This is a genomic window from Devosia rhodophyticola (genome assembly GCF_028816475.1).
GTDB classification, from domain to species: domain Bacteria; phylum Pseudomonadota; class Alphaproteobacteria; order Rhizobiales; family Devosiaceae; genus Devosia; species Devosia rhodophyticola.
On record NZ_CP118247.1, the window covers coordinates 198,500 to 221,368 of the forward strand.

The window sequence follows — 22,869 nt, forward strand, 5'->3', positions numbered from 1 at the left end:
AACGTCGACTACTGGCCGGAAAATTCATTGGTTTCAAAGGGAAATACATATGTCAGCATCTCGCATTCGCTGGGGAATTATCGGGCCGGGCGGGATCGCCAAGGCGTTTCAGGGGGCCTTGCCAATTCCAAACATGGCGAACTGGTCGCCATTGCCACGCGCAATCCGTCAAAGCCCGGGCTGGCTGAAGAATTTCCGGGCGCGCGGATCGTCAATGGCTATGAAGCTTTACTGAGCGACGGCGAAATTGATGCGATCTATATCGCCCTGCCCCATCCGTTTCATGCCGAATGGGCAATCAAGGCAGCCGAAGCTGGCAAGCATGTGCTGATCGAAAAGCCCATGGCGCTAACCGCGTTTGAAATTGATGCGGTGCAACATGCGCATCGCAAGGCCGGAACGTTCGCTGGCGAAGCGTTCATGTATCGGCTGCATCCGCAGACGCAAAAGCTGGCGGATCTGATTTCATCAGGCACGATTGGCGATGTGCGGATGATCCAGTCCAGTTTTGGATTTCAGATGCCGGGGTTCATGCCCGAGCATCGCCTGTTCGCCAATGATCTGGCAGGCGGAGCGATTCTGGATGTTGGGGGCTATCCGGTATCAATGGCACGGTTTATCGCGGGCGTCGCTGCAGGCAAGCCATTCCTTGACCCCGTCAAGGTATCGGGCACGGCCAAGCTCAACGAGCAAGGCACCGATGACTGGGCAGCGGCGGTTTTGACGTTTGAGAACGGCATTGTTGCGCAGGTTTCCTGTGCGGTGCTGGCACAACTCGACAACGTCTTGCGCATTTTCGGCTCGAAAGGGCGGATTGAAGTGCCTGATTTCTGGTTCGCGGGCGGTAATCGCGATCAGGGTTTGGGCAAGATTGATGTGATCCTTCATGACGGCACAACCGACAGCATCAGCGTCAATGAAACGGGGCACGTCTATTCGTTTGAAGCAGATGCGGCGGCCGAGGCGATTTTTGCCAAACGGCAGGAATTGGCTGCCCCCGGCATGAGCTGGGTGGACAGTCTGGGCAATGCGCGGGTGCTCGATAAATGGCGGGCCGACGCGGGAATCGAATTCAATATCGAAAAGGCCAGCACGCGCAAACTGACGCTTTCGGGCCGCAAGCTGGGGCCGAACGGTAGCACCATCCCCAAGGGCGATATTGTCGGAGTGAGCAAGAAGACTTCGTCAGTTGCGTTGGGATTCGAAGCGTTCCAGAGTTTTTCAAGCGGCGCGATATTGCTGGATGCGTTTTATGAGGCCGGCGGCAATCTATTTGACACGGCGTATGTTTATGCCAGCGGCTATACCGAAAAACTGTTCGGTGAATGGCACACCAATCGTGGCACACGCGAAGAATCGGTGTTGATTGGCAAGGGGGCTCATTCGCCGCTTTGCTATCCTGACCAGATCGCCAAGCAATTGACCCAATCGCTGGATCGATTGCAGACCGATTATGTCGATGTCTATTTCATGCATCGGGACAATCTGGAGGTGCCGGTGGGTGAGTTTGTCGATGCCATGGACGCCGAGGTCAATGCGGGCCGCATTCGGGGACCGTTTGGCGGATCGAACTGGACGCGCGAGCGCATGGACGAAGCGATTGCCTATGCAGAACGCACCGGCAAGCAAAAGCCGGGTGCCTTATCCAACAATTTTGCCCTAGCTGAGATGCAGGACGTGATCTGGGCCGGTTGCATTTCGTCCTCGGACGATAGCTGGAAGGCGTGGCTCAAAGAGCGCCAGATACCCAATTTCGCGTGGTCAAGCCAAGGGCGCGGGTTCTTTACTGATCGCGCGGGTCGCGACAAGACCGACAATGAAGAGCTGGTGCGGGTCTGGTACAACGACAAGAATTTTGCCCGGCGTGATCGCGCGATAGAATTGGCCAGGAAACTTGGCAAAAATCCAATCCATATCGCCCTGGCCTATGTTTTGGCGCAGCCCTTCCCGGTTGTTCCCCTGATCGGACCAAGAACAGTTCAGGAGCTGGATGATAGTATTCAGGCGCTCAACATCAATCTGTCGCCTGCTGATGTAGCCTGGCTCGAAAACGGGTAAGCTTCACATTGTCGCGATGCATTTGCCCCGAACGATCCTGTTCGGGGCATTTTTATTAGGGTTGGCCCAAATGGGTTCGCTGGACGCTATTTGGCAGCATCCTTCAATCACTTATTTAATAAGAGCTTTTTCGTTTTATATGCCGGCAATCCGAGCGGACGACATTGCATTTGAGCATTGCGGAACTGGTGAGGCCTTTTGGACACGCCACGCGGCGATCGTCGCTGACGGTATCGCCAAAACGCGCGACAAAAACTACAAGGTACCTTATGAAGCCGGTCCTTATTGCAATTGCCATGATTTGTGCGCTCGCCTTTGCGTTAGGCGCGGGTGTGCCCAGTGTATCGGCAATGCAGGGCCATCTAACCGTTTCCGAGCATGGCGAATTGTGCCAGGTGGCGAGTGGACACACAGCTGAGGCGGTGAGCTTCAAACCCTGTGGCAAGAAGATCAACGGACAGGCGACGCCCTGCCACCAGAGCCAGGGATTGATGCCCGAAGTGCAATCGTATTGTGCGCCGTCAACGCCAGACCTGTTCTTTGGGACGACTGAAACGCGCCCAATTGGTCCACCGGCTGAACCCAGACTTCGACCGCCCAAGCGTCTGGCCAGCGCTTAGCGCTTGCCGCCCCAAAGCGGCATCTTTTCCCCCTACACGTTTTGATGAAGGTGGCCCCCGGCTGCCCGGAAGATAATTCGATGACACAAATAGTTCTATCGCGCCGCCACATGATGGTGGGAGCAACAAGTCTGGCTGCGCTTGCTCTGACCGGTTGCGCAACGACCCAAAGCCGCCCAAAAATTGCTGAGCATGCGCCGATTGCCCCACAGTATCTGAGCATGTACGGGCCGGTCCCCGACGAAAAATTCCCAATTCCAGCGGCGCGGATCGACCTGTTGGATGCCAAATTTTACCGGCAGATGGTTGCCAACCCCACCGGGGAACGTCCAGGCACCGTGGTAGTGGACACGCGAAATCGCTTTTTATACTGGACGATGGATGATGGTCAGGCCATGCGTTATGGCGTTGGCATAGGCCGGGAGGGTTTTGCCTGGGGCGGTCGCGCCAAGATCGCCTATAAACGCAAATGGCCAACCTGGACGCCGCCATCCGAAATGATTGATCGGCAGCCCGAACTTGAAATCTATCGCCAAGGCATGGAGCCTGGGCTGGAAAACCCATTGGGCGCGCGCGCGCTGTATATTTTCCAGGATGGAAAGGACACTCTGTATCGCCTGCACGGCAATATGGATGTCAATTCGATTGGCAAAGCCGTTTCAAGTGGCTGCGTGCGCTTGCTGTTTCAGGATGTGATTGACCTTTATCAACGCGTTCCGGATGGCTCGCCTATCTTGGTCGTACAATGACTGCTCGGCTGGACGAACGGGCCGGCCGCCTCCCCGATTGCGTGGCCCGTTCGGTTACACCGGTGTGACTTCTTGCGCACACCGGTCCGATCTCCTATCTAGCGCATGTGCAGATTGATCTGCACGACGTTCTCAGGGCGGGGTGAAACTCCCCACCGGCGGTAATGGGGATTTCCCCGAGCCCGCGAGCGCCTTTTCAAACGGAAAAGGGTCAGCAGATTTCGGTGCGATTCCGAAGCCGACGGTCATAGTCCGGATGAGAGAGAACGGGCATGGATTTGGTCGATAAGCGTGCGCACGCGTGTGCGGCGCGGATCTGCTGCTTCGATCCCCGTAACCCTGAGGTATTTGGGCGTTACGCGAAAGGATCGAATATCGTGACCCACATTACCTCCTCCCCTAATGCGGCCCCATCCGCCTCTTTGCGCGGCGCTGCATTCATGTTTTCTGCCGGGCTGGCATTTGCCGGCGTCAATGTTGCCACCCAATGGGCAGGCATGGTCGATGGGCTATCCTCGACCGCAATTGCGTTCTGGCAATATTTCATCGCGCTGCTGTTTGCCCTGCCCCTAATCTGGCGTGAGGGTTTCAAGGCGTTGGCCACCAACCACCCTGGACAGCATATCATACGGGTGGTGTTGGCTGCGGCGGGCGTGCAGGTTTGGGTATTTGCACTGACCCATGTCGCGATCTGGCAGGTCATCGCCTTGTCGATGACGTCTCCATTTTTCGTGATGGCGGGCGCCGGGTTATTTTTGGGTGAGCGGATTACGCTGACGCGGGTGGCAACGACGCTGGTGGGTTTTACGGGTGCGCTCATCATCATTGCGCCATGGTCCGAAACCTTTTCGGTCTATTCGCTCTTACCGGTGTTGGCGGCGGCTCTTTGGGCGGGAACGTCACTGTTGACCAAGCGGTTGACGCGTGATGAAGCGCCCGCCAGCATTGCGATATATCTGATGCTGTTGCTAACCCCGATCAATGCCGCACTGTGGATCGGCTCGGGCCTTGCCATGCCGCCAGTCAGCGCATGGGCTGCATTGGCGGTGATCGGTGTGTTGACCGCCATGGCACAGTATTTCATGACGCGCGCCTATGCAGTGGCTGACGCTGCCTATCTGCAGCCGTTTGATGATCTCAAACTGCCGCTCAATGTCATTTTGGGCTGGCTGGTGTTTGCGGCGGCGCCGAGCGTCAGTTTCTGGCCGGGTGCACTGTTGATTGTTGGTGCATCGCTGTTCCTGATGCGTCAGGAAGATCGGCGAAAGGCACTGGCCTAGGCTCAAGATCCGGGTCCGATGGGCCCGGATCACGATAGACGGTGGCGAAATCGCGTGCGGGTCGCTACAAGCGTAATCAAGGTAGCCAAACAGGGACGGGTATTTTGAAGGAAAGCGATCTGAACTGGTTTCGCCCGCTGTGGCGGCGCGTCGCCATTACGGTTTTTCTGGCCATCTGGTGTGGGTGGGAATGGTTTGGCACGAAGGACCAGTTCTGGGGCTTGCTGACCGGATTTGCGTTGGCATATGCGCTCTACACCTTCTTTTATGCCTATCCGCGCGCAAAAAGCGACGACGATGCACCGCCGCCACCTGAAGCTTAGGCCGGCTTATGGCGAAAAGACAAAAAGCCAGAACGAAACGGTGATTGCTGAGGCAATGGTGCCGATCAACACCGCGTTGGCGGCGATATTGACGCCGCGATTGTAGTAGGTGGCAAAAACATAGGTATTGATCCCCGCAGGCATGGCGGCAAGCACGATGCCGTAGCGGGCAATGGATATATCAATGTGCAGGATTGGCACCATCAGGATGTAGGCGATGGTGGGATGCACCATCAGCTTGATGATTGAGGCAACCAGCGCCTGGGCCCAACTTTCCGACAGCCTGTATTCATTAAGCGCCCCACCAATGCCGAAGAGCGCAACCGGCACGACGGCCTGCGAGATGATCCGCAGGAAAGCGTCGACGGGTTCAATCAGTGTTACCCCGGCAAAAACGCTGATGATTCCCGCGGCGATGCCCCATATCAACGGATTGGTGCCGATGCGCTTGAGGGCACCCAAAATTGCGGGGCCGAGCGGGCTGCCGTCGCGCCGCGCCATTTCCATCGTCATCATGGCGGTTGTCATCAAAACCGCACCGTGGATACCGATGATTGACAGCACGATGGGGATGGCAGCATCGCCATAGGCACGCTGCATGATCGGCAGGCCAATGAGCACCGTGTTGCTAAAGGTGGCGGCAAACCCGGCGGATACCGCTTCCCCGGGAGTATTTCGGAACAGTTTCAGGCCGATAAATATCGCAATGATGAAACAGGCGAAGGCGCCGAGATAAAATGGCCCGATGATGCCAATATTAAAGGCGGCCCGGAAATCGCCGGTCAAAATCGAGCGAAACAGCAGGCAGGGCGTGGCGAAATTGTTGACGAACGCGATCAGCGCCTTGATGCCATCCTGGGGATAGAATTTGAACCGCACAGCGCCATAGCCAAGCGCCATCAGCGCGAAAATGGGGGCAATGACATTAAGGATGGCAAACATGGCCGGATTCCGGGGCCGGAGAAGGTGGGATTGGGCGTACCCTGCCCGCGTTCCGCGGTCAATGCCACCAGAAAGGTCGGCGCCGCTCGCCTCCAAGTGTTGATCTGTTTCCGAAAGTTTAGTGTTCTCATGCGAAACCATATCGCCTATAAACGAAATCAATACGCGTGACACAGGCAAGGGACCGAAATTTATGCCAGAAACGGCGACAGTCGATGTTTTCGTCATAGGTGGTGGAATCAATGGCGTGAGCGTCGCCCGCGATGCGGTGGGGCGCGGCTATTCGGTGATGCTGGCCGAAATGAACGACCTTGCCTCGGGCACCTCGTCGGCAGCCACGAAACTGGTGCATGGGGGGCTGCGGTACCTTGAGCACTATGAGTTTCGGCTGGTGCATGAAGCACTGGCGGAGCGCGAGATATTGTGGGCGTCCGCACCGCACATCATCTGGCCGCTGCGATTTGTCCTTCCCCATCACAGGGGACTGCGCCCAGCCGTTGTTTTGCGTGCCGGGCTGGCCATGTATGACTATATGGGCGGTCGCAAACTATTGCCGCCGACCAAATCGCTGGACTTGCGCACGCACGAAACGGGCAAGCCTCTCAAGCCGGGTTATCGTCTCGGGTTTGAATATTCCGACTGTTGGGTGGATGACGCGCGTTTTGTGGTTTTGAATGCGCGGGATGCGGCGGACAAGGGCGCAGAAATCAGGACCCAGACGCGGGTTACATCGGCGCGGCGTCGAGATGGGCAGTGGCAGGTTGAAATGGAAGCGGATGACGGCAGCACCAGCACAGTGCGGGCCAAGCTGATCGTCAATGCCGCAGGGCCATGGGTCGATGAAGTCATAGGCGAAACGCTGGGCAACAGTGGGGCACGCAACGTGCGGCTGGTCAAAGGCAGCCACATCGTGGTCAAAAAACAGTTCGAGCACGATCGCTGTTACATTTTTCAAAACAGCGACGGGCGGATCATTTTTGCCATCCCCTACGAGCATGATTTTACGTTGATTGGGACCACCGATCAGGACTTTACCGGCGATCCGAGAAACGTTCAGATCAGCGAGCAGGAAACCAACTACCTTTGCGCGGCGGCCAGCGAGTATTTTCGCAATCCGGTGATCAAGGAGGATATCGTTTGGACCTACGCAGGCGTTCGGCCGCTGTTTGATGACGGGGCAAGCGAAGCTCAGGAAGCGACACGTGATTATGTGCTCAAGAACGACGGTACGGCGGCCGAAGGAGCCGTCATCAATGTATTTGGCGGCAAACTGACCACGTCGCGTCGGCTGGCCGAGTCTGTGCTTGAACGGATTGAAGACGTTCTGGGCGCACGGCGCAAAGCGTGGACAAAGCAAGCGAAGCTGCCGGGCGGCGATTTTGAACCGTTGGCGTTTGAAGCCGAGACGCGGCGGCTGCACAAGGACTATCGGGCGCTGCCGACAACACTCACGACCCGACTGACGCGACTTTATGGCACGCGGGCGCGCGTGCTGCTTGGCGAGGCGCAAGAAGTTACTGACCTCGGCGAACATTTCGGGGCCGACCTTTATGCGCGCGAGGTCGATTATCTGATCGAGCATGAATGGGCGCGCAACGCTGCCGATGTGCTTTGGCGGCGGACCAAGCTAGGCTTGCGGGTGCAGCCCGAAGATGTTGGCCGGCTGGAAAAATATCTGTCAAAAAAAGCAGCATAAGACGGCAAGGGGGGCGAGAATGAGCGGCTATATTCTAGCGATTGACCAGGGAACGACTTCAAGCCGGGCGATCATTTTCGATGCGGATCGCAAAATCGTCGGGATTGGGCAGAAGGAATTTCGTCAGATTTTTCCGCACGATGGATGGGTTGAGCACGACCCCGAGGAAATTTGGCAGAGCGTTGTCGCAACAATCCGGACTGCGTTGAGCAAAGCCAACATTGAGGCCAGGGACGTTGCGGCCATCGGCATTACCAATCAGCGCGAAACGACGCTAATCTGGGACCGTAAAACCGGCAACCCCATCCACAATGCCATTGTCTGGCAAGATCGGCGCACTAGCGCTTTTTGCTCGTCGCTGCGCGATGCCGGCAAGGAGAGCATCTTTACCGAGAAGACGGGTTTGCTGCTGGATCCCTATTTTTCGGGCACCAAGATCAAATGGTTGCTGGACAATGTGGATGGTGCGCGCGCCCGGGCTGAGAAAGGTGAACTGGCATTTGGAACGATTGACAGTTTTCTGATCTGGCGCCTGACCAAAGGCAAGGTTCACGCGACCGACGCCACCAATGCCTGCCGCACGATGATTTACAATATCGAAGACAATCGCTGGGATGAGGAATTGCTCGGCATCCTCGATATTCCAGCCAATCTGTTGCCCCAGGTCAAGGATTGCGCCGATGATTTTGGCACGACAGATAGCGAATTGTTTGGTGCGGAAATCAAGATTCGCGGAGTTGCGGGCGATCAGCATGCGGCAACGATTGGCCAAGCCTGTTTTGAGCCAGGGATGCTAAAATCGACTTACGGCACCGGTTGCTTTGCTGTGCTCAATACCGGTAGCGATCTGGTTCGTTCGCAAAACCGGCTGCTGACGACCATCGCCTATCGGCTGAACGGGCAAACCACCTATGCGCTTGAGGGGTCGATTTTTATTGCGGGCGCTGCCGTGCAGTGGATACGCGACGGATTGAAACTGGTGCAGAATGCGAGCGACACGGGACCGTTGGCGCGAAAGGCAGATCCGAGCCAGAATGTCTATATGGTGCCCGCTTTTGTCGGGCTTGGCGCGCCATGGTGGGATGCGGAGGCGCGCGGCGCCATTTATGGCCTGACACGCAATTCTGGGCCCGCCGAAATTGCCAAGGCGGCGCTGGAGGCAGTTTGCTATCAAACGCGCGACCTGCTGAGCGCGATGCGCAAGGATTGGGATCAGCACGGCGATACAGTGTTGCGGGTCGATGGCGGCATGGTCGCATCGGATTGGACTATGCAGTTTCTGGCCGACATTCTGGACGCACCGGTCGATCGCCCGACCATTCTTGAAACCACGGCAATTGGCGCTGCCTGGTTGGCAGGGACAACAGTGGGACTATGGCCCGATCAGACCGAATTTGCCGCCAGCTGGGCGCGGGACAAGCGCTTTGAATCGAAAATGGATGAGAAAACGCGGACTGCCAAGCTTGCCGGCTGGAATCTGGCGATGCGGCGGACGCTGTTGACCTGACCGAATTTTCGCCCTTACGCACCCTAGTTTTCGCGGGCGCGTTCCAGCAGACGCTTGCAATCGAGCAGTTCCTTAAGGACTGAGGAAAGCTTGTCGCGATCCTCCTGATCCAACACACGACCGCCCGAAGGGGCGTTGGCAGGTTGTTCGAGCAATGCCTGAGCTTCCGCGTCCTCGGCAGCGTCGAGCAATGGCATAATGTCATCAATCGATTTGCCTTCGCCAACGGCGATGACGTAGCGGCTGCCCTGATCCTTGAGGATGCGCTGCACGCCCTTGATGGTGAAGCCCTGATCATAAAGCAAGTGCCGGATGCCCTTGAGCAGCATGACATCTTCAGGGCGATAATAGCGTCGACCCCCGCCCCGCTTCAGCGGTTTGATTGTGGCAAAGCGCGTTTCCCAGAACCGCAAGACGTGTTGCGGCAAATCCAGCTCATCAGCGGCTTCAGAGATCGTGCGAAAGGCGTCCGGTGATTTTTCCACCAAGCTCCCCATGGGAGAAAGTGTTATTTTCCAGACCCAACCATAGATTTGTTGATCTTGGATTTCAACACATTGCTGGGTTTGAACACAAGAACCTGACGCGGCAGGATGGGAACCTCCTCGCCAGTTTTGGGATTTCGACCGATCCGTTCATTTTTGGATCGAACCTGGAAAGAACCAAATGAGGAAAGTTTGACATTGCCGCCACTAATCAGCGCGTCGCCAATCAATTCCAGAACGCGTTCGACCAATTCCGCTGATTCGGTTCTGGACAGGCCTACACTGCCATAGACCGCCTCGGCCAAATTCGCCCGCGTCACCGTTTTTTGCGCCATCTCCATCCCCACACTGCCAAAGGGCAATTATTTTGCTGCGACCTGTTCGGCAGGTCACAATTGTTCTGGCTTGCGGTTTGAACATTCCGCCGCAACGGAACCTATGCGACCCCATCTGCTGTGCTGCCGCCCGTACAACTGACGAAACGCCAAGTCGACGGACACGCACTGTTTCAGATGGAATGAGACTAACGCCTTGAAACCGCACAGGTCAATGCGCCTGATGTAGCTACCAGCGAATGAGCGAGGCTCCCCAAGTGAAGCCGCCGCCCATGGCTTCGATCATGACCAGATCGCCCGGCTTGATCCGTCCATCCGTGACAGCGGTATTGAGCGCCAGCGGAACAGAGGCTGCCGACGTATTGGCATGTTTGTCGACCGTAACCACGACCTTTTCGGGATCCAAATTCAGCTTGTGGCCGACCCCGTCAATAATGCGCTTGTTGGCCTGATGGGGCACAAACCAATCGATATCCGCAACAGTAAGGCCGGATTGATCAAGGGTGTTGTAGACCACGTCCGATATCATGCCGACAGCATGTTTGAAGACTTCGCGGCCTTCCATCCTGACGTGACCGACAGTTTGGGTAGATGAGGGGCCGCCATCAACATAAAGCTTGTTCCAGAACTGACCATCTGAGCGAAGGCTGGTGGCGAGAATGCCGCGATCGCTTTCGTCTGCCAGCTCAAGCACCACCGCGCCGGCGCCATCGCCGAACAAAACACAGGTGGTTCTGTCGGTCCAATCGAGAATACGCGAATTGGTTTCGGCACCAATAACCAGCGCCCGCTTGCCCAAGCCGTTCTTGAGATGGCTGTCGGCTATGGCAATGGCGTAGACGAAGCCCGAGCAGACGGCCTGAACATCAAAGGCGAAGCCATGATGCATGCCCAGCTTTTGCTGAACGATTGTTGCTGCCGCCGGATAGGTCATATCGGGGGTCGTTGTGGCGACGATGATAATGTCGATATCGTCGATGCTCAAATTCGCCCGGGCCAACGCTTCGCGGGCGGCGTGGGTGCCCAGATCCGAGGTTACTTCATCATCGGCCGCAATAAAGCGTTGCCGGATGCCCGTGCGCTGCACGATCCATTCGTCAGAAGTATCAACTGTTTCGGACAGTTTTTGATTGGTCACCAAGTTGGCGGGAAGATAGCCGCCAGTACCCCGGATTATAGAACGCATGGTCACGCCGGCTTGTCCTCTGTCTGGTGGCTGGTAGTGCCGGTTACGGCGCTGATCGGAAACTGACGCATGCCTTCACCAATCTTGTCGATCAATTTGCTTCGCGCCATCTCATAGGCCACATCGACGGCGCTTTTATAGCCAATTTCATCGGTGCCACCGTGCGATTTGATGACAATGCCGTTCAAACCCAGAAAAACACCGCCATTGACGGTGCGCGGGTCCATTCGTTGGCGCAGCGACGCCAAGGCAGAGCTGGCAAACAGCGCGCCGATTTTGCTCATCAAATTGGCAGTCAGAGCGGTGCGCAAGTATGAACCGACCTGGCGCGCGGTTCCCTCGGCGGTCTTAAGGGCGATATTGCCGGCAAAACCTTCGGTGACGATTACGTCAACCGTTCCCTTGCCCAGATCGTCGCCTTCGACAAAGCCGTGATAGGTGAAACCTGCGCCAGAGGCTGCTGCAAGGATCTTTCCAGCCTCCTTGATCGAATCAAGGCCCTTGACCTCCTCGGTGCCGATGTTGAGCAAGCCAACTGTGGGCTTTTCCCGAGCAAACAAGGCGCGTGCCAGCGCCGTACCAAGAATTGAAAAATCCACCAATTGCTGCGCGTCACCACCAATGGTGGCGCCGACGTCCAGAACCACGATATTTGAGCGCAAGGTTGGCCAGATAGCGGCAATCGCAGGGCGAGAGATGCCTTCGATGGGGCGCAGGCAAATCGTTGCCATGGCCATCAACGCGCCGGTATTGCCGCCTGAGACGGCAACGTCGGCCTCGCCATCCTTGACCGATTGCAGCGCATTCCACATGGAAGACGTGCCCCTTCCCTTGCGCAAGGCCTGGCTGGGCTTTTCGTCCATCGCGATTACAACGTCGCAATCGCGGATGGTAGAAACCGGCTTCAACTCGGGAAATTCATCAAGAAGTGGTGTGAGCGTGGCAGAGGGGCCATGAAAGACAAAACTGGTGTTCTTGCGATCTTTCAGGGCCAATAGCGCGCCGTGCAGAGCGACGCGTGGGCCGTTGTCTCCGCCCATGGCGTCCACTGAGATTCTAATGGTTTCGATCATTTCCGCCCGTTATTCAGCCCAAGATGCGGGCGTCGCTCAACATATCCCATCACATGGGCTGTGCAACCCCCGGCCCAAACGCTGTGCTGAGACACCTTCATTGCTTGCCAGGAGGGTCTTTAAGCGCCTTGAGACTCGCGAAGGGCGAACTTTCCTCGTCATTCAGTTCGACCCCGAGCGTTTCAAGCGATTCGCCCGCTTGGCGTGGATAGGGATCAATGGCCAAGGCGATGGTCTCGACCAACAGATTGGTCAGGTCCAGTTCGGGACCGTCAAGCGGGTCGGGCACATCGCCTTCCAGATCGACAAAAACCTCGGAACCCGGCGCAGGGCTGGCAGCCTTGTCGGCGCCGGGCATGAAAACCCGGTCAATCGGCTCGTTGATGTCCTGAAAAACCGGCTCAAAACTGACAACCGAAGTTTGCTCTATACGAGCGTTCAGACTGCCGGTGACGTGCACGCCGCCACGAACGGGCGCCACAACCATGGTTGCGTCGAAGCGCTCGACGGCATTGATCTTGAGAACCGTTGCCAACTCATCCAGTTGGGTGTTGGCGGTGGTGATGGTCACATCGCGCCCTGGCGGATGCAGCTTTTCAATGCGGACGACCGCGTCAAGAAACAGGGGTTCGCTCTTTTGCGTCACGCGGCAGCCTCAAATGCAATTGTACCGTCGATGATAGTGTGGGCGAATTGTGCGGCAAGATATTTATCCTGCTCGATCAAATAGGCGGCCAATTCGTTGATGTTGGCCGACGCCGCGTCATCAAGAATATTTCGGCCCAAGACTTCGGCGACGGCCTCGGCATCGCCGCGATCCATGGCCTGATTGAGCGCGGCCAGCAGGCCAAAGAATATATTGCCCATCTGCTGAATCTTCTTGGGGACAGCCAGATCCCCTGCTCCCATCTCGCGCAGCGAGCGGTCCATATCCTTAAAGAACAGGTCAAAGACGCTCTGGCTGAATTGCTTGGGTTCCGGGCCCTCGCCGCGCAGCCGACGGAACAAAAGCGCCAAATGCAACGAGATCATGTCAAAGCGCCCGGTGACGGTATCGGGTACGGACCATTCGGCATAGAAGCGCGGCTGCCGGGATTGTGCCACAATGGCATTGTAGATGGCGAAAACAGCAGCACTTGGGGCGTTTTTGCGAAACAGTGGCAGGATCATCGATTGCTTTCAGACTCGTGACCGTTTGCCACTTTGCATTTATCAGCACCGGTCTTAAAAACTTGCCAGATTGGTGCGTTGGCAGCTAAACAGTCGACGCGTATTGTGCGCAAAGTTTGGCGCAACGCAGTGTGCCTATAGTCGAGAGCCATCGGGAAAGTCAAATTCATGGCATTGAAGCTTCTGACCCGGCGTGTCGCGCCGATCGTGACCGCCACCGCCCTTGCACTGGTTTTGGCAGCCTGCTCCAGCAGCGGTGGGATCGTGACCAAGCGTACCCAAGGGTATGAAATCTCCGAATCCGCGCTCAAGCAGGTCCGTCCAGGTCAAAGCCAGGAATTGGTGACGCTGGTTTTGGGATCGCCCCAGTCGACCAATACGTTCGGTGACGAGTCTGCCTTCTACTATGTGCAGACCAAAATAGATGAAACGGCGTTCGGCCTTAAAATGATCAAGTCACGCACCGTGTTGGCGGTGTATTTCGACAAGAACAAGAAGGTTAGCGACAAGGCCGTTTATACGCTTGAAGATGGCAAGGTCATTGCAATCGAGAGCCGCCGCACCGCATCGTTTGGTGAAGATCGCTCGTTTGTCGACCAGATATTGCAGTCGTTCTGATCGTTTGAAGTTTGGTGAAGCCCCGGTTTGTCGCCGGGGCTTTTGCTTGTCCGGGCCTAGCTGGCTTCGCCCAAATCGGCACCAGCGGCGCGGGCCATATTGTCGAGAACGCCATTGACCATGCCGGTCGCGTCGTCCTCATAGAATGCCTTGGCAATATCGACATATTCGGTGATCACAACGCGCGGCGGGATATCCTTGCGGCGCAGCAGTTCAAAAGCGGCAGCCCGCAGGATGGCGCGCAGGGTAGCGTCGACGCGCTCAACCGGCCAGCTATCGACCAACGCGCTATCGATTGCCGGATCAATTTCGAGCTGATGCTTGGCGACCCCGGCCAAAATCTGGCGGAAAAAATCGGCGTCGGCTGGCAGATATTGTTCGCCCTCGATCTCCCGGCCGAGGTGAAATGCGCTGAACTGGGTCAGTGTATCTTCGAGCGATACCCGGCCAATATCCATCTGATAGAGCGCCTGCACGGCCGCCAATCGAGCGGCACCACGCTGATTGGCGGTTTTGTCAGAGGCCTGGGCTTTTTTTGGGGTGTCCGTCATGACTGTTCGCCCAATCGCGCCTTGAGTGCGGCCATCGCCAGCGCAGCATTGGCAGCACCACCGCCCTTGTTCTGCTCGTTGACACGGGCGCGCGCCCAAGCCTGCGCTTCGTTTTCGACCGTCAGGATACCGTTACCCAGCGGCAATGCATCGACCACGGAAATTTCCATCAGCGCGCGGGCGCTTTCACCCGAAACGATCTCATAGTGGGTGGTTTCACCGCGAATGACCGTGCCCAGCGCAATAAAGCCGTCGTAGTCGCCGGTCTCGAGCGCCATAGCAATGGCGGCGGGGATTTCGAGGGCACCCGGCACGGTAATGACGTCATGTTCAGCGCCAGCCAGTTCAAGTGCCTCGATGGCGCCTTTGAGCAGTTCGTTGGCGATGTCGGCATAATATCGTGCTTCGATAATGAGAAAACGCTGGCCCTGAGCGCTGCGCGGCTCAATGGAAATGGATGCGCCTGACGAGGCCATGGATCAGTCCTAACTTGCGAAAGTCGCCGTGACGGTCGAGGAAGGTGAAACCCCAGTCATTTCGGCACTTGAGATAAACTTGCTGCGCACCTTGTTACCCGATTTGACCGGGTTTCAAACTGCAATTATTGCAGATGCTGCATGCAATCACGTCCTGGTGGACGCAATGGGCGGTGTGGGTATATCTTCCAAAGCCGGTTCACTCAACCTTCTATGCGGATCAGCGCGCGGCGCTCAATATCACGCGATCAAAAATTCGGTCTCCCAGCCATTTACGCACGCCAATCATCAGTTTGGCATACTTGCCCGCCGCGTAACGGGTTTTGGGCCGGTCCGACTTGATGGCAAGGCTGACAATGTCGGCAATGATCTGAGGCGATGAGGCGACGCCGGGCCTATAGGAATTGGCTGTTGCCCGTGCGACGCTGGTGGCCATATTGGCGTAGGGCCCGGTGCCCGAGTGTTTCAACATCGGACCTTCCACGACACTGCCGAACTCGGTCTCAATAAGGCCCGGCTCCACAATCACCACGTCAATGCCGAACGGCGAAAGCTCAAGCCGCAAACAGTCTGACATTCCTTCGATTGCGTGCTTGGTGGCATGATACCAGGCCCCTAGCGGGGTATAGACTTTGCCACCCATGGAGGAAATGTTGATGATCTTGCCCGCCTTGCGCTCACGCATGTGGGGCACAAGAAGCTGGGTCAATCCAGCCAACCCGAATACGTTCACCTCAAACTGATAGCGCGCCTCAGCCATCGGCACGTCCTCCAGCGCGCCATAAAGCCCGAAGCCGGCGTTGTTGACGAGAATGTCCACACCACCGAACTGTGTCTTGATTTCGGATACTGCTGCGGCAATGCTCTGTTCGTTGGAAATATCGAGTGCGATGGGATGAGCGCCCAATGCCTGAAGATCGTCCATTTTTTCGAGACGCCGGGCAGCGACAATGACGCTCAGACCATCCTTGATGAGCTGCTTTGCAATTACCTTGCCCATGCCCGACGATGCGCCGGTAACGAGGGCTACTTTCAGATTTGCCATTGTGCCTCCTTTGTGTCGAGATTTTGCCGATACCGCTGGATGGTCAACGCCATCCACAAACCGCAAGCCAGAAGGTTACCATATCGCGCCACGGAGAAGTATCGCGACCGGTCGGAACGATGCGCCGCACCGGCCATTAGTTATTGTGGTTAGGCGCGCGCGGGGACGGTTATCGGGTATCGGGCGTCGATCTTTGGAGAGGAACGCACCATGAAAAATCGTGCCATGATCGGATTGAATGCCCTGCTGCTCGCTGTTGCCGTGGCATCGCCAACGCTTGCGCAGGGAAGCCCGGTCGAGACCGGGCCTGCCAATGCGCCGGGGCAAAATCCGCAATTCGACAACCAGACCCGCGCACCCCAGCCGATGTCCATGCCGCCTGTCAGGGCAGAAATCGTGGCCGACGGATTGCCGCAGCTTTGGGCGATGGAGTTTTTGCCTGATGGGCAAATGCTGGTGACGGTCAAATCCGGGACCATGCACTTGATTTCGCCCGATGGCACTGTTGGGCCCGCGATTGCGGGTGTTCCTGAGGTGCTTGCCAGCGGCCAGGGCGGCTTACTGGATGTGGCACTCGCGCCCGATTTTGAGGCCAGCAAGCGGATTTTCTTTTCTTTTTCCGAGCAGCGGGGCGATGGCAACGGCACTTCGGTTGCTTCCGCCACGCTGATTGACGACGCGGGAGCGCCACGCCTTGACGAGGTTAACGTCATTTTCCGCCAGATGCCGAGTTATGACGGCCGCAACCATTTTGGCTCGCGTTTGGTGTTCGACAGCGAGGGCGCGCTTTACGTAACGGTTGGCGAACGCTCGGACGCCCAGGTTCGAGTTCAGGCCCAGGACATCGGGAGCGGATTGGGCAAGGTGTTTCGGATTGACCAAAAGGGTGCCGCCCTGCCCGACAATCCGTTTGTCGATCAGAATGGCGCGCAGCCCGAAATATGGAGTTTTGGGCACCGCAACATGCAATCGGCAGCGTTGGATGGTCAGGGGCGTTTATGGACCGTTGAGCATGGGCCGCGGGGTGGTGATGAGCTCAATATGCCCGAAGCGGGTTTGAATTACGGCTGGCCAGAGGTGACTTACGGCATTGAATATAGTGGCGCTCCGATTGGCGAGGGCATAACGGCGAGCGTTGAAACCGAGCAGCCGGTTTATTATTGGGACCCGGTGATTGCCCCTTCGGGGATGGCATTTTACGAGGGTGACGAGTTTCCCGAGTGGAACGGCGCTTTTCTGATCGGTGGTCTTGTGGCGCAGGCCGTGGTGGTAGTGCACCTCGAAAATGACCGGGTGGCTTTTGAGGAGCGCGTACCGATTGGTGCCCGCGTCCGTGATGTCAAAGCCGGGCCGGATGGCGCGGTCTATGCCGTTACGGAAGTGCGCGGTGCGGGATCGCAGATTGTTCGCCTGTCGCGCGAGCAACAATGATGCCGCACTTATTTGGGGAGCGCTTGGACCTGGCCGAGCGTTTCGAACAACCGGGCGGCATAGCGCGCCATGGGGTCGACTTCGATGTTGACATGATCGCCGACGCCATAATCGCCCCAGGAGGTTTCGGCCACCGTATAGGGGATGAGATGGATGCTGAAACGGTTACCTTCGACATCATTGACCGTGAGCGAGGTGCCGTTGAGCGCGACGCTACCCTTTTTGGCAATGAAGGGGGCGACCGCGTCGCTGACAGTGAAACTGAAGGTTATCTGATCGCTGGTTTCGCGCCGGTCTACTATTTCGGCCATGCCATCAATATGACCTGAAACGATATGACCGCCCAACTCGTCGCCGATCTTGAGCGAGCGTTCAAGATTAATTCGACGTCCGGTTTTCCATTGGCCGACATGGGTGACGGAAAGAGTTTCTGTGGCGGCGAAAACTTCGAACCAATCGGATTGGTCTTTGCCTTTGGCAGTTACTGTCAGGCAAATGCCGTCGCAGGTTATTGACGCGCCCAGATTAATGCCGGTGGCTTCGTAGCGGGTTCCGATCCGCAAACGGCGGCCCTCGTTGCGGTCTTCAGCTTCGAGCAAGCGCCCAACGTCGGTAACAATTCCGGTGAACATTTCTAGTCCTTGGCGCGCTTTTCAAAGGTGTGCAACATATCCTCGCCCAGCGAATGCACGTCGACTTCGCTCATTCCCGCTGCGACCAGCCGTTTTTCCATGTCCTGGGCATCGGTGGCGCGAATGCCCGATTTTCCGACTTTAATGGTGCTGGTTAAAAGTTCGAAACGATCCACCAGATGTTCGTCAAGCAGCGCTTCGGTCAGTTTTGCCCCGCCTTCCACCAATAGATGAACAATGCCCATTTTGGACAGCGCCGACAGCGCGCCGCCAAGGTTAGGGCGGCCATTTTCGCCGGGCACGCGGATCACGGATATTGAGGCAGGAACGGTGATATCAGCTTCAGGAGTTGCAATGATTGCAACGCGATAGCCGGTAAAGCTGGCAATCAGATTCAACTTTGGATCAAGGCCTCCGGCGCCCACGAGAACCAGGCGAAGGGGAGTTCTCCGCTCAAGGCCCTTGATGCGGACCGTCAGCTTTGGATCATCGGCTTTGGCGGTAGCAGCGCCGATCAGGACGGCGTCGGCAAAAGCGCGTTGCATATGGGTCCATTGCCGGGCAGGCTCGCCGGTGATGGCGAGATTACCCCAATCGGGCAGGCCAATGCGCCCATCGGCTGACACCGCCAATTTGGCGGTTACAAATGGCTGGCCGCGCAACTGGCGTTTGACGTGGCCCTCGTGCAGGCTTCGTGACGGGGCGTGATTAGCCTGAATGACTTCGATGCCAGCATCGGCCAATCGCTGGGCGCTTTTTCCCGATGTTCGGGAATCAGGGTCGCCTGTGCCAATGACGACGCGGGCGACGCCTGCGCGGATAATCGCGTCAACGCAAGGAGGCGTGCGACCCCAGTGATCGCAGGGTTCCAGCGTCACATAGAGCGTTTTGCCCCTTGCCAATTCGCCAGCAGCTTCAAGCGCCTGAGGCTCGGCGTGAGGACGACCTCCGGGCGCAGTAATCGCCCGCGACAGCAGTGTTTTTTGGTCGGGATCAACAATGAAGGCGGCAACGACCGGATTTTCGGCAGTGGTGCCGCGAAAAGGCGTGGCGTAGCGAACGGCCGCATCGAGCCAGCGCAGGTCTTCTGCCGATGACTGGTTCAATCGTCATCCACCTGCATGTTGCGATCATCATTGTGCGCGAGTTCGGTCAGGAACGACCGAAAATCGTCGGCGGCGGAAAAATTCTTGTAGACTGAGGCGAACCGGACAAAAGCGACGTCATCAAGCCCTTTGAGGCCTTCCATCACATACTCGCCGATCTGGTCCGAGGTGATTTCGACATCGCCCAGACTTTCGAGCTGCCGGACAATACCCGACAGCATGCGCTCCACCCGCTCTGGTTCAACCGAACGTTTGCGCAGCGCGGTGAACACGGATCGCGACAGTTTTTCGCGGTCGAAGGGGACCTTGCGACCAGACTTTTTGACGACCGTCAGATCGCGGAGTTGGACCCGTTCGAATGTGGTGAAGCGGCCGCCGCAGGCATTGCAAATGCGGCGACGGCGAATGGCGCCGGAATCTTCGGTCGGTCGGCTGTCCTTGACCTGCGTGTCATCATTTCCGCAATAGGGGCAGCGCATGAGAAATCCTTAGGCCTGCGGATAGATGGGGAAGCGGCTGGTCAGTGCTTTGACCTTTTCGCGGACTGCCCCTTCAACGACGGCGTTGCCTTCGTCAGAATTGGCTTCACGCAGACCATCAAGGACTTCCACGATATACTGCCCGATTTCGCGATATTCAGCTTCGCCGAAACCGCGCGTGGTGCCAGCGGGCGTGCCCAGACGAATACCTGAGGTGACGAATGGCTTTTCGGGGTCGAAGGGAATGCCGTTCTTGTTGCAAGTGATATAGGCGCGGCCGAGCCCCTGCTCTGCCCGCTTGCCAGTTGCATTCTTCTTGCGCAGATCAACAAGCAAAAGGTGATTGTCGGTGCCGCCGGAAACGACATCCAGCCCGTGTTCGACCAATGTGGCGGCTAACGCCTGAGCGTTGCGGACGACCTGCTGGGCGTAAGTCTTGAATTCTGGCTGCAGGGCTTCCTTGAAGGCGACGGCCTTGGCGGCAATCACGTGCATCAAGGGGCCGCCCTGAAGGCCAGGGAAAACGGCCGAATTGATCTTTTTGGCGATGGCCTCATCGTTGGTCAGAATCATGCCGCCGCGCGGGCCGCGCAGGGATTTGTGAGTCGTGGTGGTTGTGACGTGTGCATGCGGGACGGGCGAAGGATGCGCACCACCGGCGACGAGGCCCGCAATATGGGCCATATCGACCATGAGATAGGCGCCGATTTCATCAGCGATTTCGCGGAAGCGTTTCCAGTCCCAGGTTCGCGAATAGGCGGTTCCGCCTGCAAGAATGAGCTTTGGCTTGTGTTCGCGAGCAAGGCGGGCGACTTCGTCCATGTCCAGCAAATGGTCGTCCTTACGGACGCCGTAGGAAATGACGTTGAACCATTTTCCGCTCATGTTGACGGGCGACCCGTGCGTCAGGTGACCGCCCGAATTCAGATCAAGACCCATGAAAGTATCGCCGGGCTGCAACAGCGCCAAAAATACGGCCTGATTCATCTGGCTGCCCGAGTTGGGCTGCACGTTGGCAAAACCGGCATCGAACAGTTTCTTGGCGCGTTCGATGGCCAAGGTTTCCGCGACGTCAACAAATTGGCAGCCGCCATAGTAGCGTTTGCCAGGATAGCCTTCGGCATATTTGTTGGTCATGATCGAGCCCTGCGCCTCAAGAACGGCGCGCGAGACGATGTTTTCCGACGCGATCAACTCGATTTCGTGCTGTTGACGACCCAGTTCATCCTGGATGGCAGCGGCGATTTCGGGATCGGCACTCGCCAAAGTGTCGGTGAAAAACTGTGGGAATAGCTGTTGGGACGCGGCGGCGCTCATGTTGGCTCCTGGGGGGTACCCCGAGATGTTGTGCTGGACGGATGGTTCGACGCTGCCTGTAGCATAGTTGCGCGCGCCAATCCAAGCATTCTGATGGTTCAAAATTTTTCAGTCAGGGAGCGCTTTGGCACGGTGTGCAGATTGGAGCCGAGGTTGCTGTCAACTGGTGCTTTCGCACTGTTTTCGACGACGTCTCTTATGGCGCTGACATTTTCTTGCGCAGCTTCGCCAGCGCTAGTTGCTGCATTTGGGCCTGTGTGGCGGACGCGGGCGCGATAACGATGACTTCGGTTCCGGTCGCCTCGTGGATGGCAGCAACGCGCATTTGTGCTCCTATCCGAACAAACTCGAAAAGCACTCCGGATCCCGTCACGCCATTTCCTGACCTAAGGTTCTGAATCAGAATCGAGATGCGGTCTCAATTCATTGATTCTGATGAATTAATTTGAACGTTGGGGTAATATAGCGCGATTCCTCTCAGGTGAGAGACACCAATAAAAACGCCCCGACAATGCGGGGCGTTTTGCAGTTCAAACAGCTGGTCCATCAGATGTCTTCGAACGTCACCTTGCCTTGGGCATCGTAGTCATAAACGTCATCACGGAATGAGACGGAGCCATAACGGTTAGCCCAAGCCGTGATGTAGGTGGTATGAATGGGAACTGGCTGCTTGATTTCAACATCGAGCCGCTCATTGGAATCAAAAGCACCATTGACGTTATTGATATCCCAGCCGCCATTGTCACGAAGCAACCACGATACAAGCTCATTCACCGCGCTAACGCGGACGCAACCAGAGGAATGAAAACGAGCATTTTCGCCGAAAAGTGACTTCGACGGGGTGTCGTGCAGATACACATTGTACTTGTTGTGGAAGTTAATCTTCACGTGGCCCATTGAATTTTCGGCGCCGGGTTCCTGACGGAACATGTAGTTCACGGCATCGTCGGTCGTCCAATCGATCTGAGTCGGCTCAACCTCGATACCTTTGCTGTCGTAGATGTGGATTCGGAACTTCGTTAGATAATCTGGATCTTCCTGCATGTACTTGGTCAAATCGGCGCGAATGATCGACTTGGGTACATGCCAATAGGGATTGAAATTAATCTGATAAATCTTGCTGTCGAGAATTGGCGTGGCACGATCAACGCGTCCAACAACGGCAGTGTGGCGCTGGGCAACGGTGCCCAGTTCCACAGCTTCAATGGACGCCGCAGGAATATTGACCACGACATAGCGATCCGAAAGATTCGGCGCGAGGCGCTGGACGCGCTGTAGATTGAGGTAAAGCTGATTGAGGCGGTCCGCAGCAGGTACCGACATGGCATAAAAAGTTGCTTCGTCCACTTCACCGGTCACGATCAGACCGTGGCGGGCCTGAAAAGCACGAATGGCGCGATCGGTATCGACATCAACCATTTCATCAAGCTTGGCGCTGGTGGGCATATCGCCTGATTCCATCAGACGGCGCTTTAGCGAAACAACGGCGCGGCGGCTGGTACCGAGCTTGAGACGATAGGCGTCACGTGGAATTTCTTCCCAGCCACCGGCGGCAACAAAAGGCTCGTACTGAGAAATCGCCAACTGTAGATTATTGGCGGTATCAAAGGACATCAGCGGTTCGGGCGTATCGACGAGCGCCTTGGCTTCGGCTGTCGCCTCCACATCCTCGCCCCCGCGCAGAACGCGATCACGAGAGAAAATGTCGGCCAACGACTCGGTGGCATTGGCGCGCAACACGGCAGGCATAGCCAACGAGGCCCCCGCAACTGCCATTGTCCGGAGTAAAT

24 protein-coding genes, 1 pseudogene and 1 riboswitch are annotated in these 22,869 nt (G+C 56.9%); of the genes and pseudogenes, 9 read left to right on the forward strand and 16 right to left on the reverse strand.

What is annotated here, in order from left to right:
* Positions 1-49 precede the first annotated feature (49 nt).
* From PSQ90_RS01005 to PSQ90_RS01025, 5 genes and pseudogenes are all read left to right on the forward strand, one after another.
* Positions 50-2,058, forward strand: a pseudogene (locus PSQ90_RS01005) (aldo/keto reductase).
* A gap of 269 nt (positions 2,059-2,327) precedes the next feature.
* Positions 2,328-2,678: a hypothetical protein gene (locus tag PSQ90_RS01010; RefSeq protein ID WP_282211586.1), complete on the forward strand. Its 351-nt coding sequence runs from the start codon at positions 2,328-2,330 to the stop codon at positions 2,676-2,678.
* An 80-nt stretch (positions 2,679-2,758) separates the two neighbouring features.
* Entirely contained in the window at positions 2,759-3,427 is a 669-nt protein-coding gene (locus tag PSQ90_RS01015) for a L,D-transpeptidase (protein WP_282211587.1), read from the forward strand.
* 124 nt (positions 3,428-3,551) lie between these two features.
* Positions 3,552-3,699: riboswitch (FMN riboswitch) on the forward strand.
* Positions 3,700-3,813: 114 nt separating this feature from the next.
* Positions 3,814-4,707, forward strand: a complete 894-nt coding sequence (locus PSQ90_RS01020) for a DMT family transporter (RefSeq protein WP_282212961.1) — start codon at positions 3,814-3,816, stop codon at positions 4,705-4,707.
* A gap of 104 nt (positions 4,708-4,811) precedes the next feature.
* Positions 4,812-5,030, forward strand: a complete 219-nt coding sequence (locus tag PSQ90_RS01025) for a DUF3329 domain-containing protein (RefSeq protein ID WP_282211588.1) — start codon at positions 4,812-4,814, stop codon at positions 5,028-5,030.
* 6 nt (positions 5,031-5,036) lie between these two features.
* On the opposite strand, the gene PSQ90_RS01030 is transcribed toward PSQ90_RS01025, so the two are convergent.
* Positions 5,037-5,972 carry an AEC family transporter gene (locus PSQ90_RS01030; RefSeq protein ID WP_282211589.1) on the reverse strand — a complete coding sequence of 312 codons (936 nt, stop codon included), beginning with the start codon at positions 5,970-5,972 and terminating at the stop codon, positions 5,037-5,039.
* A 193-nt stretch (positions 5,973-6,165) separates the two neighbouring features.
* On the opposite strand from PSQ90_RS01030, the gene glpD reads away from it, so the two are divergent.
* Both glpD and glpK read left to right on the forward strand, forming a co-directional pair.
* A complete protein-coding gene (gene glpD, locus PSQ90_RS01035; protein ID WP_282211590.1) occupies positions 6,166-7,668 on the forward strand; it encodes a glycerol-3-phosphate dehydrogenase in 1,503 nt (500 codons plus the stop codon).
* Between the two features lie 19 nt (positions 7,669-7,687).
* A complete protein-coding gene (glpK, locus tag PSQ90_RS01040; protein WP_282211591.1) occupies positions 7,688-9,175 on the forward strand; it encodes a glycerol kinase GlpK in 1,488 nt (495 codons plus the stop codon).
* A gap of 23 nt (positions 9,176-9,198) precedes the next feature.
* Here glpK and PSQ90_RS01045 read toward each other — a convergent pair whose 3' ends face one another.
* From PSQ90_RS01045 to PSQ90_RS01070, 6 genes are all read right to left on the reverse strand, one after another.
* On the reverse strand, positions 9,199-9,672 hold the full coding sequence (locus PSQ90_RS01045; protein WP_407648146.1) for a MerR family transcriptional regulator: 474 nt from the start codon (positions 9,670-9,672) through the stop codon (positions 9,199-9,201).
* Positions 9,673-9,683: 11 nt separating this feature from the next.
* Entirely contained in the window at positions 9,684-9,995 is a 312-nt protein-coding gene (locus PSQ90_RS01050; RefSeq protein ID WP_282211593.1) for an integration host factor subunit alpha, read from the reverse strand.
* Between the two features lie 229 nt (positions 9,996-10,224).
* Positions 10,225-11,181 (reverse strand): beta-ketoacyl-ACP synthase III, encoded by a 957-nt coding sequence (locus PSQ90_RS01055; RefSeq protein WP_282212962.1) that lies wholly within the window; start codon positions 11,179-11,181, stop codon positions 10,225-10,227.
* A gap of 2 nt (positions 11,182-11,183) precedes the next feature.
* Positions 11,184-12,254: a phosphate acyltransferase PlsX gene (gene plsX / locus PSQ90_RS01060; protein WP_282211594.1), complete on the reverse strand. Its 1,071-nt coding sequence runs from the start codon at positions 12,252-12,254 to the stop codon at positions 11,184-11,186.
* A gap of 97 nt (positions 12,255-12,351) precedes the next feature.
* On the reverse strand, positions 12,352-12,900 hold the full coding sequence (locus PSQ90_RS01065) for a YceD family protein (RefSeq protein WP_282211595.1): 549 nt from the start codon (positions 12,898-12,900) through the stop codon (positions 12,352-12,354).
* Entirely contained in the window at positions 12,897-13,424 is a 528-nt protein-coding gene (locus tag PSQ90_RS01070; RefSeq protein ID WP_282211596.1) for a ubiquinol-cytochrome C chaperone family protein, read from the reverse strand. Before PSQ90_RS01070 ends, PSQ90_RS01065 begins: the two co-directional genes overlap by 4 nt.
* A 168-nt stretch (positions 13,425-13,592) precedes the next feature.
* Here PSQ90_RS01070 and PSQ90_RS01075 point away from each other — a divergent pair, with 168 nt between their 5' ends.
* Positions 13,593-14,042 (forward strand): outer membrane protein assembly factor BamE, encoded by a 450-nt coding sequence (locus tag PSQ90_RS01075; protein WP_282211597.1) that lies wholly within the window; start codon positions 13,593-13,595, stop codon positions 14,040-14,042.
* A 56-nt stretch (positions 14,043-14,098) separates the two neighbouring features.
* Here the strand turns inward: PSQ90_RS01075 and nusB are convergent, their stop codons facing one another.
* The 3 genes from nusB to PSQ90_RS01090 form a co-directional block, all read right to left on the reverse strand.
* The gene (gene nusB, locus PSQ90_RS01080) at positions 14,099-14,593 is read right to left on the reverse strand and encodes a transcription antitermination factor NusB (protein ID WP_282211598.1); all 495 of its coding nucleotides are present in this window, start codon (positions 14,591-14,593) and stop codon (positions 14,099-14,101) included.
* Entirely contained in the window at positions 14,590-15,069 is a 480-nt protein-coding gene (locus PSQ90_RS01085) for a 6,7-dimethyl-8-ribityllumazine synthase (RefSeq protein WP_282211599.1), read from the reverse strand. Before PSQ90_RS01085 ends, nusB begins: the two co-directional genes overlap by 4 nt.
* A 220-nt stretch (positions 15,070-15,289) precedes the next feature.
* Positions 15,290-16,114 (reverse strand): oxidoreductase, encoded by an 825-nt coding sequence (locus PSQ90_RS01090; protein ID WP_282211600.1) that lies wholly within the window; start codon positions 16,112-16,114, stop codon positions 15,290-15,292.
* Positions 16,115-16,324: 210 nt separating this feature from the next.
* Here PSQ90_RS01090 and PSQ90_RS01095 point away from each other — a divergent pair, with 210 nt between their 5' ends.
* On the forward strand, positions 16,325-17,545 hold the full coding sequence (locus PSQ90_RS01095; protein WP_407648147.1) for a PQQ-dependent sugar dehydrogenase: 1,221 nt from the start codon (positions 16,325-16,327) through the stop codon (positions 17,543-17,545).
* An 8-nt stretch (positions 17,546-17,553) separates the two neighbouring features.
* Here the strand turns inward: PSQ90_RS01095 and PSQ90_RS01100 are convergent, their stop codons facing one another.
* The 6 genes from PSQ90_RS01100 to PSQ90_RS01125 all read right to left on the reverse strand — a co-directional run bounded on the left by PSQ90_RS01100 (position 17,554) and on the right by PSQ90_RS01125 (position 22,828).
* Positions 17,554-18,177 (reverse strand): riboflavin synthase, encoded by a 624-nt coding sequence (locus PSQ90_RS01100; protein WP_282211601.1) that lies wholly within the window; start codon positions 18,175-18,177, stop codon positions 17,554-17,556.
* Between the two features lie 2 nt (positions 18,178-18,179).
* Positions 18,180-19,283 carry a bifunctional diaminohydroxyphosphoribosylaminopyrimidine deaminase/5-amino-6-(5-phosphoribosylamino)uracil reductase RibD gene (ribD, locus tag PSQ90_RS01105; RefSeq protein ID WP_282211602.1) on the reverse strand — a complete coding sequence of 368 codons (1,104 nt, stop codon included), beginning with the start codon at positions 19,281-19,283 and terminating at the stop codon, positions 18,180-18,182.
* Positions 19,280-19,762, reverse strand: a complete 483-nt coding sequence (gene nrdR / locus PSQ90_RS01110) for a transcriptional regulator NrdR (protein ID WP_282211603.1) — start codon at positions 19,760-19,762, stop codon at positions 19,280-19,282. Before nrdR ends, ribD begins: the two co-directional genes overlap by 4 nt.
* Positions 19,763-19,771: 9 nt before the next feature.
* Positions 19,772-21,079 carry a serine hydroxymethyltransferase gene (glyA, locus tag PSQ90_RS01115; protein ID WP_282211604.1) on the reverse strand — a complete coding sequence of 436 codons (1,308 nt, stop codon included), beginning with the start codon at positions 21,077-21,079 and terminating at the stop codon, positions 19,772-19,774.
* Positions 21,080-21,275: 196 nt separating this feature from the next.
* Positions 21,276-21,452 carry a DUF6898 family protein gene (locus tag PSQ90_RS01120; RefSeq protein WP_407648148.1) on the reverse strand — a complete coding sequence of 59 codons (177 nt, stop codon included), beginning with the start codon at positions 21,450-21,452 and terminating at the stop codon, positions 21,276-21,278.
* A gap of 173 nt (positions 21,453-21,625) precedes the next feature.
* Positions 21,626-22,828, reverse strand: a complete 1,203-nt coding sequence (locus PSQ90_RS01125; RefSeq protein WP_282212964.1) for a L,D-transpeptidase family protein — start codon at positions 22,826-22,828, stop codon at positions 21,626-21,628.
* Positions 22,829-22,869 lie beyond the last annotated feature (41 nt).

What these genes read in the sequence shown, in the direction of transcription:
- PSQ90_RS01010 (WP_282211586.1), top strand. Translation starts at nt 2,328, where the DNA reads ATGAAGCCGGTCCTTATTGCAATTGCCATGATTTGTGCGCTCGCCTTT.
- PSQ90_RS01015 (WP_282211587.1), top strand. Translation starts at nt 2,759, where the DNA reads ATGACACAAATAGTTCTATCGCGCCGCCACATGATGGTGGGAGCAACA.
- PSQ90_RS01030 (WP_282211589.1), bottom strand. Translation starts at nt 5,972, where the DNA reads ATGTTTGCCATCCTTAATGTCATTGCCCCCATTTTCGCGCTGATGGCG.
- glpD (WP_282211590.1), top strand. Translation starts at nt 6,166, where the DNA reads ATGCCAGAAACGGCGACAGTCGATGTTTTCGTCATAGGTGGTGGAATC.
- glpK (WP_282211591.1), top strand. Translation starts at nt 7,688, where the DNA reads ATGAGCGGCTATATTCTAGCGATTGACCAGGGAACGACTTCAAGCCGG.
- PSQ90_RS01045 (WP_407648146.1), bottom strand. Translation starts at nt 9,672, where the DNA reads ATGGGGAGCTTGGTGGAAAAATCACCGGACGCCTTTCGCACGATCTCT.
- PSQ90_RS01050 (WP_282211593.1), bottom strand. Translation starts at nt 9,995, where the DNA reads ATGGCGCAAAAAACGGTGACGCGGGCGAATTTGGCCGAGGCGGTCTAT.
- PSQ90_RS01055 (WP_282212962.1), bottom strand. Translation starts at nt 11,181, where the DNA reads ATGCGTTCTATAATCCGGGGTACTGGCGGCTATCTTCCCGCCAACTTG.
- plsX (WP_282211594.1), bottom strand. Translation starts at nt 12,254, where the DNA reads ATGATCGAAACCATTAGAATCTCAGTGGACGCCATGGGCGGAGACAAC.
- PSQ90_RS01070 (WP_282211596.1), bottom strand. Translation starts at nt 13,424, where the DNA reads ATGATCCTGCCACTGTTTCGCAAAAACGCCCCAAGTGCTGCTGTTTTC.
- PSQ90_RS01075 (WP_282211597.1), top strand. Translation starts at nt 13,593, where the DNA reads ATGGCATTGAAGCTTCTGACCCGGCGTGTCGCGCCGATCGTGACCGCC.
- nusB (WP_282211598.1), bottom strand. Translation starts at nt 14,593, where the DNA reads ATGACGGACACCCCAAAAAAAGCCCAGGCCTCTGACAAAACCGCCAAT.
- PSQ90_RS01085 (WP_282211599.1), bottom strand. Translation starts at nt 15,069, where the DNA reads ATGGCCTCGTCAGGCGCATCCATTTCCATTGAGCCGCGCAGCGCTCAG.
- PSQ90_RS01090 (WP_282211600.1), bottom strand. Translation starts at nt 16,114, where the DNA reads ATGGCAAATCTGAAAGTAGCCCTCGTTACCGGCGCATCGTCGGGCATG.
- PSQ90_RS01095 (WP_407648147.1), top strand. Translation starts at nt 16,325, where the DNA reads ATGAAAAATCGTGCCATGATCGGATTGAATGCCCTGCTGCTCGCTGTT.
- PSQ90_RS01100 (WP_282211601.1), bottom strand. Translation starts at nt 18,177, where the DNA reads ATGTTCACCGGAATTGTTACCGACGTTGGGCGCTTGCTCGAAGCTGAA.
- nrdR (WP_282211603.1), bottom strand. Translation starts at nt 19,762, where the DNA reads ATGCGCTGCCCCTATTGCGGAAATGATGACACGCAGGTCAAGGACAGC.
- glyA (WP_282211604.1), bottom strand. Translation starts at nt 21,079, where the DNA reads ATGAGCGCCGCCGCGTCCCAACAGCTATTCCCACAGTTTTTCACCGAC.
- PSQ90_RS01125 (WP_282212964.1), bottom strand. Translation starts at nt 22,828, where the DNA reads ATGCCTGCCGTGTTGCGCGCCAATGCCACCGAGTCGTTGGCCGACATT.